General features: G+C 70.2%; 14 protein-coding genes and 1 pseudogene. 6 read left to right on the plus strand and 9 right to left on the minus strand.

The window, feature by feature from the left end; all coding sequences use genetic code 11:
• Window positions 1-1521: an ABC transporter substrate-binding protein gene (locus AB0M56_RS15300; protein ID WP_364175679.1), complete on the minus strand. Its 1521-nt coding sequence runs from the start codon at window positions 1519-1521 to the stop codon at window positions 1-3.
• Window positions 1522-1603: 82 nt separating this feature from the next.
• A complete protein-coding gene (locus tag AB0M56_RS15305; protein ID WP_364175681.1) occupies window positions 1604-2839 on the minus strand; it encodes a threonine synthase in 1236 nt (411 codons plus the stop codon).
• A 395-nt stretch (window positions 2840-3234) separates the two neighbouring features.
• Between AB0M56_RS15305 and AB0M56_RS15310 the strand changes: the two genes are divergently transcribed.
• The gene (locus tag AB0M56_RS15310; protein WP_364175683.1) at window positions 3235-3957 is read left to right on the plus strand and encodes a hypothetical protein; all 723 of its coding nucleotides are present in this window, start codon (window positions 3235-3237) and stop codon (window positions 3955-3957) included.
• Window positions 3958-4073: 116 nt separating this feature from the next.
• On the opposite strand, the gene AB0M56_RS15315 is transcribed toward AB0M56_RS15310, so the two are convergent.
• Window positions 4074-4940, minus strand: coding sequence for an ABC transporter substrate-binding protein (locus AB0M56_RS15315; RefSeq protein ID WP_364175686.1), 867 nt, complete (start codon window positions 4938-4940; stop codon window positions 4074-4076).
• Between the two features lie 133 nt (window positions 4941-5073).
• On the minus strand, window positions 5074-5634 hold the full coding sequence (locus AB0M56_RS15320) for a GDSL-type esterase/lipase family protein (protein WP_364175689.1): 561 nt from the start codon (window positions 5632-5634) through the stop codon (window positions 5074-5076).
• Between the two features lie 88 nt (window positions 5635-5722).
• On the opposite strand from AB0M56_RS15320, the gene AB0M56_RS15325 reads away from it, so the two are divergent.
• Window positions 5723-6628, plus strand: coding sequence for a cyclase family protein (locus AB0M56_RS15325; protein WP_364175692.1), 906 nt, complete (start codon window positions 5723-5725; stop codon window positions 6626-6628).
• Between the two features lie 6 nt (window positions 6629-6634).
• On the opposite strand, the gene AB0M56_RS15330 is transcribed toward AB0M56_RS15325, so the two are convergent.
• A complete protein-coding gene (locus AB0M56_RS15330) occupies window positions 6635-7300 on the minus strand; it encodes a GntR family transcriptional regulator (protein WP_364175695.1) in 666 nt (221 codons plus the stop codon).
• A 264-nt stretch (window positions 7301-7564) separates the two neighbouring features.
• Here AB0M56_RS15330 and AB0M56_RS15335 point away from each other — a divergent pair, with 264 nt between their 5' ends.
• The 4 genes from AB0M56_RS15335 to AB0M56_RS15350 all read left to right on the plus strand — a co-directional run bounded on the left by AB0M56_RS15335 (window position 7565) and on the right by AB0M56_RS15350 (window position 11643).
• A complete protein-coding gene (locus tag AB0M56_RS15335; protein ID WP_364175697.1) occupies window positions 7565-8401 on the plus strand; it encodes an alpha/beta hydrolase in 837 nt (278 codons plus the stop codon).
• A 168-nt stretch (window positions 8402-8569) separates the two neighbouring features.
• Entirely contained in the window at window positions 8570-9349 is a 780-nt protein-coding gene (locus AB0M56_RS15340; protein WP_364175700.1) for an amino acid ABC transporter permease, read from the plus strand.
• Between the two features lie 2 nt (window positions 9350-9351).
• Complete coding sequence (locus tag AB0M56_RS15345) at window positions 9352-10134, plus strand: amino acid ABC transporter ATP-binding protein (protein WP_304504295.1); 783 nt, start codon at window positions 9352-9354, stop codon at window positions 10132-10134.
• A 33-nt stretch (window positions 10135-10167) separates the two neighbouring features.
• Window positions 10168-11643: a serine hydrolase gene (locus AB0M56_RS15350; protein WP_364175703.1), complete on the plus strand. Its 1476-nt coding sequence runs from the start codon at window positions 10168-10170 to the stop codon at window positions 11641-11643.
• Between the two features lie 64 nt (window positions 11644-11707).
• On the opposite strand, the gene AB0M56_RS15355 is transcribed toward AB0M56_RS15350, so the two are convergent.
• The 4 genes and pseudogenes from AB0M56_RS15355 to AB0M56_RS15370 all read right to left on the minus strand — a co-directional run.
• Entirely contained in the window at window positions 11708-14005 is a 2298-nt protein-coding gene (locus AB0M56_RS15355; RefSeq protein ID WP_364175705.1) for an aminotransferase class III-fold pyridoxal phosphate-dependent enzyme, read from the minus strand.
• Window positions 14006-14038: 33 nt separating this feature from the next.
• A complete protein-coding gene (locus AB0M56_RS15360; RefSeq protein ID WP_364175708.1) occupies window positions 14039-14767 on the minus strand; it encodes an MBL fold metallo-hydrolase in 729 nt (242 codons plus the stop codon).
• Window positions 14760-16169 carry an aconitase family protein gene (locus AB0M56_RS15365; protein WP_364175727.1) on the minus strand — a complete coding sequence of 470 codons (1410 nt, stop codon included), beginning with the start codon at window positions 16167-16169 and terminating at the stop codon, window positions 14760-14762. Before AB0M56_RS15365 ends, AB0M56_RS15360 begins: the two co-directional genes overlap by 8 nt.
• Window positions 16170-16303: 134 nt before the next feature.
• Window positions 16304-16399 (minus strand): annotated as a pseudogene (locus AB0M56_RS15370) (ABC transporter ATP-binding protein); the annotation flags it as partial.

Here is a 16399-nt window from a genome sequence, read left to right on the forward strand (position 1 = left end):
TCAGCTCACCTTCATCTGGTCGAGGAACAGGCTTTCCGACGCGTCGGGTGTCCACTGCAGACGCGAGTTCGCGCCGTACACCGCGTACGCCTGGAACAGGCCGATGCCCGGCAGGTCGCGGTTGAGCAACTCGAACGCCTGCGAGTACAGCTTGGTCCGCTGCGCGGAGTCGATCGTCTCGCGCGCCTGCTCCACGATCTTGTCGAAGTCGGGGTTGCTGTAGGAGCTCCAGATCTCGCCGGTGTGGAACAACGGGTAGATCACGCCGTCGGAGTCGAGGCACGAGCACGACCACTTGCCGAAGCGGATCGAGCCCCATTCGTGCGACGGGTCCTGCACCTTCTTCAGGTACGTGGCCTGGTCGCTGTTCTGGATCTCCACCTGCAGCCCCACGGCAGCGAGGTCGCCCTGGATCGCCTGCACCACCTGCGGGTCGAACGACGGCGAGGTCGCCATCACCAGCTTCGCGCCGACCGCGTGCGCTTCCTGCAGGAGGCGTTTGGCGTCCTCGGGATCGTGGTGGTTGTCCGGCAATGACTTGTCGTAGCCGAACGCCAGCGGCGTGGCCATGGAGTTGATCGGCTTGGCGTAACCGCGCTGGAGGTTCTTGATCAGCGCGTCGTAGTCGATCGCCTCGGCGATGGCCTTGCGCACGCGGGGATCGTCGGTGGCCCCGCCCTTGATCGTGTTGTACGCGAGGTAGGCCACGCGCTCGGTGGGCGTGGACAGGATCGCCAGCGTCGGGTCGCGGCGGATCTGGTCCGCGGCGTCCGGCGTGAGCGTGGTCGCCAGGTCGACCTTGCGCGACTGCAGGTCGGCCACACGGCTGGCCACGTTGGGCACCGCGCGGAACACGGCCGTGCGGATCTGCGTGGGCGGGCCCCACCATTTCGGGTTGGCCGTGAGCACGACCTCGGACCCGGCCGTCGCCGACCGGAGCACGAACGGGCCGGACCCGATCGGCTTCACGGCGAACTGCTTGTCCCCGACGCGCTGCACGTAGGCCTTCGGCACCACCGAAAGCGTGGTCAGGTAGCTCAGCAGTGTGGGGGAGGGCACCGAAGTGTGCACCACGAGGTCGCCGCCGTCGGCCGTGGCCTTGTCGATGACGGAGAAGTTCGCGTACTGCTGGCTGCCGAACTTCTTGTCCAGGATCCGGCTGATGGAGTACGCCGCGTCTTCGGCGGTGAGCGGGCTGCCGTCGCTGAAGGTCACGCCTGGGCGCATGGTGAAGCGCCAGGTGAGCGGGTCGGTCTGCCGCCACTTCGTGGCGAGCCAGGGCACGACCGCGTTCGTCTTGGGATTCCGGCGCAGCAGCTGGTCGAAGATGTTGCGGTACACCGAGTACGTGTCGGTGTCGTACTGCTTGCCGGGGTCCAGTGTGGACGGGTAGTTGGCGGTGTCGATCGTGATCGTGCCGGGGCCACGGCCCGCGCTCGCCGGCTGGATGCCGCACGAGGCGGCACCGAGAGCGAGGGCAGTGGCCAGGAGGAGCGCCGCACGGAAACGTCGTCGGTTCATGGGCTCGGTCCTGTCAGATCGGCTGCTGAGGCGGGGACGTCAGATCAGATCCAATCGTGCTGGCGAAGGCCTGCGAGCAGGGTCAACGCGCCCGCAACGCACCCCGTGCGGGGATCGCGTCGGTCTTCGCCAGCAGCGGCGCGTCGACCTCCACGGTCTCGGGGTACTTGATGCCGGCTCCGGTGTTGAGGACCACGACCTCGTCGTCCTCGCTCACCCAGCCGGATTCGCGCAGCTGGTCCAGCGCCGCGAAGCAGGCTGCGCCCTCGGGGCAGATGAAAGCGCCCTCGAGTGCGGCCAGCCGCCGTTGGGCGGCCAGCAGTTCGTCGTCGGTCACCGCGATCGCGGTGCCCTCGGTGGCCCGGACGGCGTCCAGCACGAGGAAGTCGCCCAGCGCCTTCGGCACGGTGATGCCGAAGGCGACGGTGTGCGCGTCGGGGAACAGGACGCTTTCCGTGGCGCCGGACTTGAAAGCCTCGACGATCGGCGCGCAGCCGGTGGCCTGCACGGCGACCAGGCGCGGCAGGTCGCCGGAGATCCAGCCCAGCTCCCGCATCTCCAGCAGTGCCTTGTAGATGCCGATGATGCCGACGCCGCCACCGGTCGGGTAGAGGATCACGTCGGGCACGCGCCAGTCAAGCTGCTCGACGATCTCGTAGCCCATCGTCTTCTTGCCCTCGAGCCGGTAGGGCTCCTTGAGGGTCGACACGTCCTGGTAGCCCTGGCGTTCGGCCACGGCGGCGCCGACGAGCTTGCCCGCGTCGCCGATCAGGCCGTCCACGCGGTACAGCTCGGCGCCGGCGGCGAGGCACTCCTTCATCGTGATGGCGGGGGCGTCGTCGGGCATCGCGATGAGGCTGTCCATCCCGGCGCGAGCGGCATAGAGCGCCCAGGCCGCACCGGCGTTGCCGTTGGTCGGCATCGCGACGCCGCGCACGCCGAGCTCGGCCGCGCGGGACACGCCCACCGCGGCGCCGCGGGCCTTGAACGACCCGGTGGGCACGAGGCCCTCGTCCTTCATGAGCAGCTTCGGCACGCCGGACTGCTTGCCCTGGTTCGGCAGCGGCAGCAGGGGAGTCAGGCCTTCGCCCAGGCTCACGATGTTGTCGCGCGAACGCACCGGCAGCACCTCGTGGTAGCGCCAGAGACTGGGCTCGCGCGCCGCGATGTCCTCGCGCGTCACCGTTTCCCGCACCCGCTCCAGGTCGTACCGCGCGAGCAGCGGCGCTCCCGCGGCCGACGTGCCGGCCACCTGGTCCGCCTCGTACCGGTCTCCGGTCCGCGAACACTCCAGGTGACTGAGGAACGAGAACGTCATGCCGCCTCCATGCGTCGGGTCGGGAATCCCCGAGAGTTTGGATCCAAAACGGCGGTTCGTCAACCGGGTCCACCCTTCGGTATCGGTTCCGAAGCCTCGTCGGCCCTGCTCGGTCGCGCAGCGGTGATCATGGAAAACGCTTCGACGGAATGCGCGACGACGGGCTCCCGCATCGTGATCACGGCCGTGCGAAATGGCTGTCGAGGCCGTGTCAATGGCGGGTAGCCGGAAAGTCGATATCACGGCTGACCTGCATCGATCGGTGTTGATCTGTGCGGACAATCACTCGACGGTGACATTCCCGTGTCCGATTCGTAATGTCGAGGCCGCTTTGCGTGCGCCGTATCCCCCGAACGCGGCGCGCGTTCCCCGAGCGAAGAAAATGGTGCACCAGGATGTCCGGAAGACATCGCTACCGGTCGCTGTCGTGGCGGCTGCCAGTCGGGGTCGGCGTGTTCGCCGCCCTCGGGATGGCGGCCCTCGTGTGGCTGACGGGCGCTATCCCGGGCGGTGGGCAGGTCTCGGCCGCCGACCGCCTCGCCCTCAGTGCTCCGCGGCCCGCTTCGAGCGCTCCGCTGTCCGGCGCCCCCACGCCGAGCAGCACGACGCCGAGCAGCCCGACCCAGACGACCCCCAGTACGACCCCGAGCACATCGGTTCCCAGTATGTCGGCCGCGGTCCCGAAGCCGACGACGACGAAACCGGTCGCCAAGACCAAGCCGAAGCTGCCGCCCGCGGCGAAGACCTTGTCCGCCGGCAAGGCGTGTTCGTCCACTTTGGCCGGTGCGCAACCCAATGCGGCCCAGGTGGGCAACCACATCCTCACGAAGTTCAAGGTCGGCTCCGTCGGCGGCCGCGCCGGCCGGGCGGGCGCGAGTGACCACCCCACCGGTCTCGCGCTCGACTTCATGGTCGACACCGCGACCGGCAACGCGCTCGCCGCATACGTGCTGGCCCACCAGGGCGAGTTCGGCGTGACGTACGTGATCTGGCGCCAGCGCATCAACACCGGCAGCGGCTGGGACCCGATGGAGGATCGCGGCAGCCCCACCGCGAACCACTTCGACCACGTGCACGTGTCGTTCAAGGCCGGGGCCAAGGTGTCCGTCACCTGCTGAGCGGGTGACGGACACCGGAAACGACAAGGGGTTTCCTGCCCGGCGTGGGCAGGAAACCCCTTGTCTCCCCACTGCGCGCCACGGGAAGGCGCGGCGGGGCACCGAGTTCCGTCCGGCTACGGGGTCGGTTTGCCCTGCTTCTCGATCTGCTGCTGGATCGACGGCCAGAACTGGTACATCTGCGTCGGGTACGGCAGGTTCGGGAAGTACTTCTGGTACAGCTTGAGGAATGTGCCGTCGTTCGCGAGCGCGGTGAGCTCGGTGTTGTAGGCGTCGAGGAACTTGGTCAGCTTCTTGTTGACCGCCTCGGCGCCGGGCTGGTCCTGCGGTGAGGTCAGCGCGACCTTGAGCTTGCCCGGGTGCTCGGTGAAGATCTGCCCGACGTGCGTCGAGCCGAGCACCATCGCGTCGAGGTTGCCCGCGAGCAGTTGGTTCACGCCCGCGCCGTCGGTGGCCTCGGACACGAGCTGCGACGTGGTCATCTTCTTCTTCGCGAAGTCTTCCTGCGTGCTGTTCGCGCCGGCGCCCACGCGCTTGCCGGCCAGGTCCGGAATGGACTTCGCGGTCGAGCTCGCCGGGACCACGACCACGTTCTGACCCCAGAAGATCGCCTTCGTGAACGCCACGCTCTTCTTGCGTTCGTCGCTCGCCACCAGGCCCACCGACATCAGGTCGTACTGACCGCTGGTGAGGCCGGGCAGTCCCGCTTGGACGGTGGTCGTCTTGTAGACGATCTTGAGGTGCATCCGGTCGGCGATGAGGTTGTTCAGGTCCACGAGCATGCCGACCGGCTTGCCGCTGGCGTCGGGGGAGACGAACGGGTAGTCGCCCGCCGTGACCGCCGCCGTGATGGTGCCGGGCTGGGCGAGACCGAAGTCGTCGCCGGCCGCGGAGTCGCCGCCGCCGCACGCGGTGACAGAGGCGGCGGTGAGTGCGGCGAGGCCGAGCGCACCGAGCGCGCGCCGCAGGGGAAGTCGGTTCATGGGTCTCCTTCGCCAGACCGAGAGGTGGGGAGAGAAAGCGGGAGCGCTGACGATGGAGCGGAACTATAGGCTATAGAACTTCAGAACGTCAACGACCTGTAGTACCGGCTTCAGCACGGTGTCTCCCGGAAGATCAGTGCAGGTCGGAGGCGGTGCCGACGGCCGAGATCCGCTCGGCGAGTGCCGAGATCACGAGTCGGTAGGCGTCTCCGGTGAGGTGCAGACCGTCCTCGTGGACGGGCTCTCCGGCGGCGACGAGCGGCGCAACCGCGGCGTCGGTGTCCACCGAGTTCGCGGCCGAGACGACCTCGCGCAGCACCTGCCGGTAGGTGTCGAGTACGGCGTTCGTGCGCCCGCGCTTGCCGACACCGTCGATCTCCTCGATCGAGGGCGGCAGGAACCCGATCAGCGTGGCCGGGGCGAAGGCGGCGGCGATCGTGCGCATGTTCTCGGCGTACGCGTCGAGCTCCACGAGCCGGTCGGGCGCGCAGTCGTTGGCGCCGAAGGACAACACCACCACGTCGGGCTCGGTCCTGGCGATCGTGGCCGCGCGGCGCGCCCCGTCGTCGCTCTTCCAGCCGCCCGCGGCGCAGTTGAAGACGATCACGTCGCCGGCCTCGGCCTCGAGCTGTTCGATGCGGGGTTTGGTGAACCGGCCCAGCATGCTGTCGCCGAACAGGACGATCTTCTTCACTCGTCGCCGCCTTTCCCGCGGTTGACAATCTGGTACTTGTAGCTTAGAAAATACCAACACTCGGAGGCGAGCCGGAAGAGGTGAAGCGGTGGCGCGTGACTGGACCCGCGCCGAGGTCGAGGAGCAGCTCCACGGCCGCAGCAACTGGGGCCGCTGGGGCGTCCACGACCAGGTCGGCGCCGTCAACCTGATCACCGCCGCCAAGCGCGCCGAAGCCGCGCAGCTCGTGCGCACGGGCCGCTCGGTGTCGCTCAGCCGGCCGTTCCCGACCCGCCCGCACGTGGACAATCCGCGGCCGGCCTCGCACTACACGACCAAAACGCCTCGCGGCACCGGCGGGATCTCGGGCGACTACTACGGCATCGAGTACCACGGTGTCGCCTCCACCCACGTCGACGCGCTCTGCCACGTCTGGGACGAGCGCGGTTTGTGGCAGGGCCGCGACCCCGACGTCGAGCTCACCTCGCGCGGCAGCCGCTGGGGTTCGGTGGACCACTGGCGCGAGGGCATCGTCACTCGCGGGGTCCTGCTCGACGTGCCGGCCTTCCGCGGCGAGCCGTACGTGACCCTCGAACGCCCGGTGCACGGCGACGAGTTGGAGGCGATCGCCGAGGCGCAAGGCGTCTCCGTCGGCCCGGGCGACGCGGTGGTCGTCCACTGCGGACGCGACGCGTGGGACCGCGAGAACCCGCCGTGGGGCACCGAGGCGAGCCGGCCTGGCCTGCACGCCTCCTGCCTGACGTTCCTGCGCGACCACGACTGCGCCGCACTGGCGTGGGACATGCTCGACCGCGCCCCGAACGACGGGGGAGTGCCGTGGACCGTGCACGGCGCGATCTTCGCCTACGGGCTGGCCGTGGTGGACAACTGCGCGCTCGAACCACTGGCCGCCGCGTGTGCCGAGGAAGGTCGTCACGAGTTCCTCTTCGTGGTGGCGCCGCTCGTGGTCGAGGGCGGGACGGGTTCGCCGGCCAACCCGCTGGCGCTCCTGTGAGCGCGCTCAGGCCTCCAGCGCGGCGATCGCCCGGCGGCCGAGGCTGCCGAGCACGTGCTTCTTCATGGTCCGCTCGGCCGTGCGGGCGTCCCCCGAGATCACGGCTTCCGCGATCTCGATGTGCTCGCGCCGCACGCGTTCCTGGTCGGCCGGGGAGTCCGGTTTGGACTGCAGGCCGATCAGCCGATAACGGTCGGCCTTGTCCCAGAGTCCTTCCAGCAGCGTCATCAGCAGCGGGTTGTGCGAGGCCGTGTAGACGCTGCGGTGGAACGCGCGGTGCACGAGCAGCGAGTCGAAGCCGGTGGACGTGCTCAGCGGCTCGAGGTCCTTGAGTGCCGACTCGATCGCCGCGATGTCGGCGTCGGTCCGGCGCGTGGCGGCGAGCTTGGTGGCCAGCGGGTCGAGGCGTTCGCGGACCTCGAAGAGGCTGCGGGCTTCCTCGGCGTTGAGCCGGCTCACCCGCGCGTCGCGGTGCGCGTCGATCGTCACGAGCCCTTCGGCATCGAGCCGCCGCAGCGCCTCGCGCAGGGGAGTGGTGCTCACGCCGAGCTCCGCAGCGAGCTGCTCCTGGGAGATGGACTGGCCCTGGATCAGCTCGCCGGCCAGGATGCGCCGGCGCAGCTCCTCGTAGACGTACGCGTTTTTCGTGAGGGCTGGGCGGGGGTGGGTCATCGGCCTGACAATCTCTCTCCGCGGGCAAAGGGGGACCGCAAGGATATCGGTCTCCCTCCCGCTCGGTGGGCAGGCTGTGGCCTGCGGCCTGCATCCTGTCGTCACGGTTGAGGCCACCTCGTGGGTCCGCTCGCCCGGAGTTGTCGCATCACACAGTGTCAAAAGGCGTCTTCAGGTCCTCGAATGAACCTATAGCCTATATCGTCTTCGTGCTTAGTGCACCGCTCGTGCCCGTCCCCGAACCCCGAGGAGCCCCCGGCTGCCATGACCGCCACCACCGAACCCGACTCGCAGGGAGCCCACTTCGTCGGCGCGACCCCGTTCTTCGCCTCCGGCCACGACCAGCGCCTGTCCTACGGGCTGTTCGTGCCGAAGGACCACACACCCGCCGCCGCGCCGTTGCCGCTGGTCGTGGTGCAGCACGGCACGGGCCGCTCGGCCGAGCTCTACCGCAACCAGTGGGCGGACTTCGCGACCCGTCACGGGTGCGTGATCCTCGCGCCGCTGTTCCCGGCCGGCATCGGCAAGCGGCGCGAGCTGCACAGCTTCAAGTTCCTGGAGTACGACGGGATCCGCTTCGACGAAGAGCTGCTGCACATCGTCGACGAGGTCGGCGAGGAGTTCAACACCGAGACCGAAACCTTCTTCCTGCACGGTTTCTCCGGCGGCGGACAGTTCGCGCACCGGTTCTTCTACGCCCATCCCGACCGCCTCGCCGGCATCTCGATCGGCGCGCCGGGCCGCATCACGCAGCTCGACGACTCGCTGCCGTGGTGGCTCGGCACCGGGGGTTTCCGCGAGAAGTTCGGCATCGAGCTCGACCTCGCGGCCCTGCGCCGCGTGCCGGTGCAGATGGTGGTCGGCTCCGCCGACGTGGAGACGTGGGAGATCAACAACGCCGGCGGTCCGAACTGGATGGACGGCGTGGAGAAGACCGGCCGCACGCGCATCGAGCGCATCGAGACGCTGCGCGACAGCTTCGAGCGCAGCGGGCTCTCCGTGCGGTTCGACGTGGTGCCCGGGGTGGCGCACCAAGGCAGCTTGGTGATCCCCGTGGTCCAGGACTTCTTCGCCGGCCTGCTCGCGAGCCGTGTGAAGTGAGCACTTCAGTCGTTGACTATCTTGTCGAATCTGCTACCGTGAGCGCCACGTCACAGTTATAGTCTATAAGACGAACTGCCGGCCGGTACCGTCGCCGACTCCGCTGAGCCCGGGTCCGCGCGCACTCCAGCGGTCCGCGGCCGAACCGAGGTAAGGACACCTGGTCCCATGGGCGATTTCCTGCATTCCTTTTTCGACATCCACCAGATCCTCGCCGTGCTGCCCTCGCTGCTCGGGGAGGGCCTGCGCAACACGTTGATCATCGCGTCGCTCGCGCTGGTCCTCGGGCTGGTGGTGGGCCTGCTGCTGGCGATGCTGCTCATCTCCACGCGCTGGTGGCTGCGAATGCCGGCCCGCGTCTACGTCGACGTGTTCCGGGGCCTGCCGGCCATCGTCACGGTGAGCCTCATCGGCATCGGGCTGCCGTCGGCGGGTGTGCGCTTGTTCGGCCAGTCGCCGATGGGCTACGCGATCCTCGCGGTGGGCCTGATCAACGCGGCCTACATCGCGGAGATCTTCCGCTCGGGCATCCAGAGCGTGCCGCCCGGCCAGGCCGAGGCCGGCCGCAGCCTCGGGATGAGCCACCTGAGCACGCAGCTGCTCGTCGTGGTGCCGCAGGGCATCCGCAACGTGCTGCCGGCGCTGGCGAACCAGTTCATCGTGGCCGTGAAGGAGAGTTCGCTGGTGTACCTGCTCGGCCTGGCCGTCGGTGAGCGCGAGCTGTACTTCATCGCGCAGCAGGCGCAGTCCATTTCGTACAACTCGTCGTCGTTCGTGGCCGCGGGCCTGGTCTACATCGTGTTCACGGTGCCGCTGACGCACCTGGTGAACTGGTTCGACAAGCGGCTGCGCGAAGGCCGCCGTCCGGCGAGCGGCGGTGGCGGCCCGGCCGAGACGCCGCAGCCGCTGGTCCCCGTCGGTGCCACCGGATTCGAAGCGGGAGCGTGAAGGTGAACCAGGTAACGACTTCTCCGCAGGCGCAGGACGAGGCGAAGGCCGACGTCCCCGCGATCGAGCTGGTCGACATCTGCAAGTCCTTCGGCCTCGTCGAGGTGCTCAAGGGCGTGTCGGCGACGGTCGCGCGCGGCGAGACCGTGTGCCTCATCGGCGCCTCGGGGTCGGGCAAGTCGACGCTGCTGCGGTGCGTGAACCTCCTGTCCCCGCCGACGTCGGGCACGATCCGGCTGCACGGGCAGACGATCACCGACCCGAAGGTGGACCTCAACGCCGTGCGCTCGCGCACCGGCATGGTGTTCCAGCACTTCAACCTGTTCCAGCACAAGAGCGCGGTGGACAACATCGCGCTCGCGCTGCGGCGGGTGCGCAAGATGTCGCGCGAGGAAGCGCGGGAACGCGCGATGCAGCAGCTGGACAAGGTGGGCCTGCGGGCGCTGGCGTCCGCGCGGCCCTCGCACCTGTCCGGCGGGCAGCAGCAGCGCGTGGCGATCGCGCGCTCGCTCGCGATGGAGCCCGACATCATGCTGTTCGACGAGGCGACCTCGGCGCTCGACCCCGAGCTGGTCAAGGGCGTGCTCGACGTGATGCGCGACCTCGCGACGTCGTCCGGCATGACGATGATGGTGGTCACGCACGAGATGAACTTCGCCCGCGAGGTCGCCGACCGCGTGCTGTTCGTGGACAGCGGCGTGATCGCCGAGGAGGGGCCGGCCCGGCAGCTGCTGACCGACCCGCAGACGCCGCGGCTGAAGTCGTTCCTTTCACAGGTCCTGTAATTCTGTAAGAAGTTCCGCACGAGAACGGTGAGCATGAGCAACGCCTTCGACGATCCGGCGCCGACGCTGGACCCGGGCCCGGTCCACACCCTGCTGCAGACCATGGCCGAGCGCAGGATGCGCGTGCACTCCCTGCTCGTGCACCGCCACGGGCGGACCGTGCTGGACCTGTGGCAGTGGCCGCACGAACCGGGCCTGCGGCACAAGGTGCACTCGGCCACGAAGAGCTTCACGTCCGCGGCCGTCGGTTTCGCCGAGGCCGAAGGCCTGCTCTCCCTCGACGACCCCGTCGTCGGCTTCTTCGCCGACCGGCTGACCGGCGAGCCGAGCGAGAACCTCGGCCGCATGCGCGTGCGCGATCTGCTGACGATGTGCACGGGTCACGCGCGCGGGCTGTCGGGCGCCACCACACGCCTGCGGCGCACGGGCTGGGTCGACGAGTTCCTCGAGGAGCCCGTGGTCGAGCTGCCGGGACGCAACTTCACCTACAGCAGCACCACGAGCCACGTGCTGTCGGCGATCGTGCAGCAGGTTTCGGGTCAGCCGGTCGACGAGTACCTGCGGCCACGGCTGTTCGACCCGCTGGGGATCACGGACTACACGTGGGAACGTGACCCCGAGGGCGTGTCCAGCGGCGGCAACGGGCTTTCGCTGCGCCCGCGCGACCTGTTGAAGTTCGGCGTGCTGCACCTGCAGGACGGCGTGTGGGACGGCTCCCGCGTGCTGCCGACCGGCTGGGTGCAGAAGGCTTCCGCGCTGCACGTGCGCCGGGCGATCAGCGGGGAGTGGAACGGCAAGGAGCTCGTGCCGCCCGCGCCCGACGTCGTCGCCGACGAGGGGTACGGCTACCAGTTCTGGACCACCGAGGCGGGGATCTACAGCGCTTCGGGCATTTTCGGCCAGGAATGCATGGTCTTCCCCCGCCACGACGGCGTCGTCGTGATCACCGGCGCCATGGGCGATGGCAGCTACCACGATTTGCCGGGGATGTTGCGTTCCGCGTTCACCACGGCGTTCGAGAGCCCGGCTCGGGAGCAGTCCGAAGTGGACGCTCTGGCCGCGTGGGTGGACCGCGTGCAGGAGCCCGAAACCGTCGGCGCCGCCGTCCAGCGGGCCGGGTTCACAGCGACGTACGACTTCGAGCCCAACGAGCAGGGTCTCGTGTCGCTGGCGGTCGGGGTCCGCGACGGCTCGGTGCACGTCGTCGTCGAGGACGAGCTGGGCCGGCACTCGATCGACCACGGCGTGGGCACCTGGGCGCGCCAGGACACCGGCGTGAGCGTGTGGCGCCTGCACCACTCCTACCAGGACCCGTCGGCTGCCGTCCTCGCCGCCGGGCAGTGGTGGTCGGCCGACGAGCTGCACCTGACGTGGCATTTCCTGGAATCGCCGTTCGTCGACCGGCTCGACCTGACCTTCGACGACACTGGCGTGACTGTCGGCCACGCCACGAACGTCAACTCCGGGCCGACGACGCTGCCGCCGGCGCGCGGCGTGCTTCGCAAGTAATCCCCCAGCCCCCGGCCGTGGGGTCTGCCGCACCGACGGCGGACCCCACGGCCGGTTTCAGTTGTCAGGCCCGCAGCGCGGCCAGTGCGCGCCGCAGCCGCTCCAGGAACTGGGTCACGTGCGTGTCCTCCCACACCAGCGGCGGCCGCACCTTCAACACGTCACCGCGCGGGCCGGTGGACCCGGCGAGCACGCCTTGCCCGACCAGCTCCGAGAGGAGCGCGCGCGTGACTTCGCGAGAGGTCGACGCACCCGAGGCGAGCACGTCGACACCCGCGAGCAGCCCGGTGCCGCGGACCTCGCCCAGCAGCGGTTCCTCCGCGGCCAGCGCCCGCAGGCCCTCCCGCAGGAACGTGCCCGTCGCGGCGGCGCGCGCGGGCAGGTCGGTGAGGCCGAGGACGTCGAGCACCGCGTGGCCGGCCGCGGCCGCCACCGGGGTCGCGGCGAAGGTGGAGAAGTACTCGTAGCTGCCCGCGAGCGCCTCGGCGATCTCGCGCCGCGTCACGACGGCGCCGATCGGGTAGCCCGCGCCCATCGGCTTGCCCAGCGTCACGAGGTCGGGTGTCACGCCGGCGAGCAGGAAGCGCCACAGCTGCGGGCCGCTGCGGCCGTAGCCCGACTGGACCTCGTCGGCGAGGTACAGCGCGCCCGCCGCGTGGGCGCCCGAGACCAGGCCGGCCACGAACTCGCCGGGCACGTCGAGGATGCCTTCGGAGGTGAACTGCGAGTCCGCGAGCACGAGGGCCGGACGCTCACCGGCGGCGCGCAGGGTTTCGTCCGCCCGGCGGATCCGTTCGGCGGCAACGGTTTCCGTCAGCTCGGGAGCCGGGCCGCGCGGTGCTTCGAACGTCGCGACGTGCGCGGGCCGGTACCCCGCGGGCCACTCGTTCGAGCTCAGGTCCGCCATCCATTTCGACGCCCCGTGGTAGGCGTGCTCCGCGATCACGGCCGCGCCCGCGCCGGTGTACTCGGTGGCCAGGCGCCACGCCAGCTCGTTGGCCTCGGTGCCGGAAGTGGTGAACAGGACCGTGTCGAGCGGTGCCGGCATGGTCGCGAGGATGCGCTCGGAGAGCTCGACGATCCCCGCGTGCAGGTAGCGCGAATGCGTGTTGAGCTGGGCCAGCTGCAGGCTCACCGCCTGCGTCACGGCGGGGTGCGTGTGGCCGATGACCGCGACGTTGTTGTACGCGTCGAGGTACCGCGCGCCGTCGCGGGCGTAGAGCCACGGTCCTTCGCCACGCACGATTTCCAGCGGTCGCCGGTAGAACAGCGGGGAGAGCTTGCCGCCCATGGCCTGCGCACGGCGCGCCGGGAGGCTGTCCGGCGAGATCGCCGCCGTGAGGTCCCGCGTGCCCGCAAGCCGCGCCAGCCGGTCGGCGAGCTCCCGCACGGAAAACGCCGACAGCAGCTCCAGCGCCTGCTCGCTGTTGGTGTCGTACTGGGTGATGTAGCGGTGGTTGTCCGCGTGCGGCCCACGCCGGGTGGCCGAGACCGCGAGTGTCGTGAGCAGGCGCGCGATCACCAGCTCGCCCAGCACCGCCACCTCCGCCGGCGACAGCGAGCGGTGCCGCTGGTAGCCGCGCAGCACGGCGTCGACGAGACGCCACAGGCGGTCCGCGTCGCCGCCGCTGAGGCGCACCACGGAAGTCAGCGTCACGGCGAGGTCGGCGACGGCGGCCGTGTGGTGCATGTCGCCGAAGTCGATCACGCCGGTCACGCTCGCGCGCGAGGCCAGCACGTTGGTGAGGGTCACGTCAGCGTGCTGCACACCCGACGGGAGCGTGGCGGTGGCCGCCAGCGCGGGGGCGACGCGCTCGGCGAGCTCGCCCAGCCGCCCGGTCGCGATCCCGGCCGCCGCCAGGACTTCCGGCATCCGCCGGATGTCCCACATCAGTGTCCGCCCGGCGCAGCGGTGGAAGAACCCTTGCAGCGCCACGGAAACGCGCGCGGCCACCGCGCCGACCTGCGCGGCGAGGTCGGGATCCAGCGGTCCGCCTTCCAGCGGTGAACCGGGCAGCAGCGTGATCAGCCGGGCGAGGCATTCGCGTCCGGCGTCGTCGAGCGGGCGCGCGACGGGTTCGCCCGCCGTGGTCGCGACCGTCTCCGGCACCGGCAGTTCCGGGTCCGCCGCGTGCACGTGGTCCAGCGCGCGGGTCTCCATGTCCACGACTTCGGCCTGCTCGGCGGGGTTGGAGATCTTGAGCACGAACCGGCCGTCGACGAGCACGTTGAGATCGCGTTCGCTGTCGAGCGGCTTGAGTACCGGGTCGGCGAGCGCCCAGTGCTCACCGAGCACGGCATGAAGGCTCTCGGTGGAGAACTTCGGAGCCGGCTCGGCGAAGATGCCGGTGGCGGTGGTCATGCTGGGGAGGTTCCTTTCGGCGGAGACCCGGCCTCAAGACGGCGCGGGCGGGTCGTCGGTCAGCGGGTCGGGCGCGAGCACCTCGAGGTCCACGCGTGGGAGCAGGTACCGGCCGGGCAGCCCGGCCTCGATCGTGAACGGCCGGTCGTGGCCGGGGTACACCACGTCGGCCCGGGTCCGCACGAGCTCGATCGACGCGGCGGCCGCTTCCTCGTTCGCCGCTGTGGTGGCGCGGCCGGCCCGCAGGGCGCGGGAGGAGGGGACGGCGTCGCCGGTGAGCAGCGCCGTGCCGTCGGCGGTCTCGACGGTGAGGCCGAGCGAACCCGCGGTGTGGCCGGGCAACCCGGTGATGGTGACGCCGGGCGCGAGTTCGAGGCCGTCGGGGTCGTCGAAGCTGCCTTCGTGCAGCGCCAGGCCGGAGAAGATCGCGTCCGTCCACACCGGAGTGAACGGGTCACCAGCCTGGGGGTCGCGTTCGGCCGGGTGCAGGAACACCTCGGCGTGGGTGAAGAGGTCGGCGTTCTGCACGTGGTCGTAGTGCGCGTGGGAGAGCACCAGCGTGTCGACGTCGCGCACGCCGAGCCCGTGGCGGGCCAGCGCGCGGTGCAGCGCGCGGCGGCGGCCCGCGTGACCGCAGTCAAACAGGATGCGCCGCCGCGGCGTCTGCACGAGGTAGACGCCGCAGAACCCGATGCTGCCCTGGTCCGACGAGAGGCCGTAGCCGAGCACCAGCGTTTCGACGACGGGCGCGGGATCAGTCAAGCTCACCTCGCAGGATCAGCCGGTGGACGTACGGCAGCACCCCGCCGTTCGCGTAGTAGGTGGCTTCGCGCGGGGTGTCGAGCCGGGCGCGCACGGAGAACTCGAACGCCGGCCGGTCCGCCGGGCGCACGCGCACCGTGAGCGGCCGCGCCGGATCCTCGACGACGTCGGCGATCCCGGCGAGGTCGAACTCCTCCGTGCCGTCGAGCCCGAGCGAGGCCGCGCTGTCGCCGTCGAGGAATTGCAGCGGTAGCACGCCGAGCGCGACGAGGTTGGACCGGTGGATCCGCTCGAACGACTGTGCCAGCACGGCTTTCACCTTCAGCAGCGCGGTCGTCTTCGCCGCCCAGTCGCGCGACGAACCCGTGCCGTACTCCTGGCCGGCGATCACGATCAACGGCACGCCGGCCGCGGCGTAGGACTGGGCAGCCTCGTGGATGGGCACCAGCGCGCCGTCGCGGGTGAAGTCGGGGGTGACGCCACCGGTGGCGTCCGGGGCGAGCAGGTTGGCCAGCCGCGGGTTGGCGAACCCGCCGCGCACCATCACCTCGAAGTTGCCGCGGCGCGAGGCGTAGGTGTTGAGATCGGCCTCGCCCAGCGCCGTGAGGTAACGCCCGGCGCTGCTCGCCGCGGGGATGCGGCCGGCGGGGCTGATGTGGTCGGTGGTCACGGAGTCGCCCAGCAGCAACAGGGTGCGCGCGCCGGTCACATCGGTTGGTCCGGCGGCGGTTTCGGTCACGTCGTCCAGGAAGGGCGGGCGGCGCAGGTACGTCGAGTCCGGCTCCCACGCGAAGTGGTGGCCGTCGGACTCGGGCACGCCGGCCCAGTGCTCGTCGCCGCCGAACACGTCGGCGTAGGCCTCGCGGAACAGCTCGGGCGTGAGGTGCGCGCGCACGACCTCGTCGATCTCGGCGTCGTCCGGCCACAGGTCCGCGAGCAGCACAGGCTCGCCGTCGGCGTCGACCCCCAGCGGCTCGCTGGTCAGGTCGTGCTTGACCGAACCGGCCAGCGCGTAGGCGACGACGAGCGGGGGAGAGGCGAGGTAGTTGAGGGAGACGTCGTTGTTGATGCGGCCGTCGAAGTTCCGGTTGCCCGACAGCACCGACGCCACCACGGCGCCGCGCTCGGCCACCGCTTCGGCGGCACTGGGCAGCAGCGGGCCGGAGTTGCCGATGCACGTCATGCAGCCGTAGCCCACGAGCTGGAAGCCCAGCTCGTCGAGCGGCCCGGTCAGCCCGGCGCGCGCCAGGTACTCGGTGACGGTCTTCGAACCCGGTGCGAGGCTCGTCTTCACCCACGGCTTGGCGGTGAGGCCTCGCGCCCGGGCGTTGCGGGCGAGCAGACCCGCGGCGACCATCACGTGCGGGTTGGACGTGTTGGTGCAAGAAGTGATCGCCGCTATCGCGACGGCACCGTCGGCTGCGGCTCCGCCGCGGCCGACGGTGCCTTCGCTGTGTTTGTTGGCCCCGGCTTCGCCGGGGCGTGCGAGATCGCCTTGGAGCCGGCTTCCGGATGGGGCAGTCGGATCGGCCGGGGGCCGACGCGGTCGCCGTCGCGCAGGGACAAAGTGATGTCGCGCAGCGCCTCGATGACCGGGACCTTCGCGCCGGTGCCGATCTTGCCGCCGACCTT

Source organism: Amycolatopsis sp. NPDC051372, assembly GCF_040682095.1.
Classification (GTDB): domain Bacteria; phylum Actinomycetota; class Actinomycetes; order Mycobacteriales; family Pseudonocardiaceae; genus Amycolatopsis.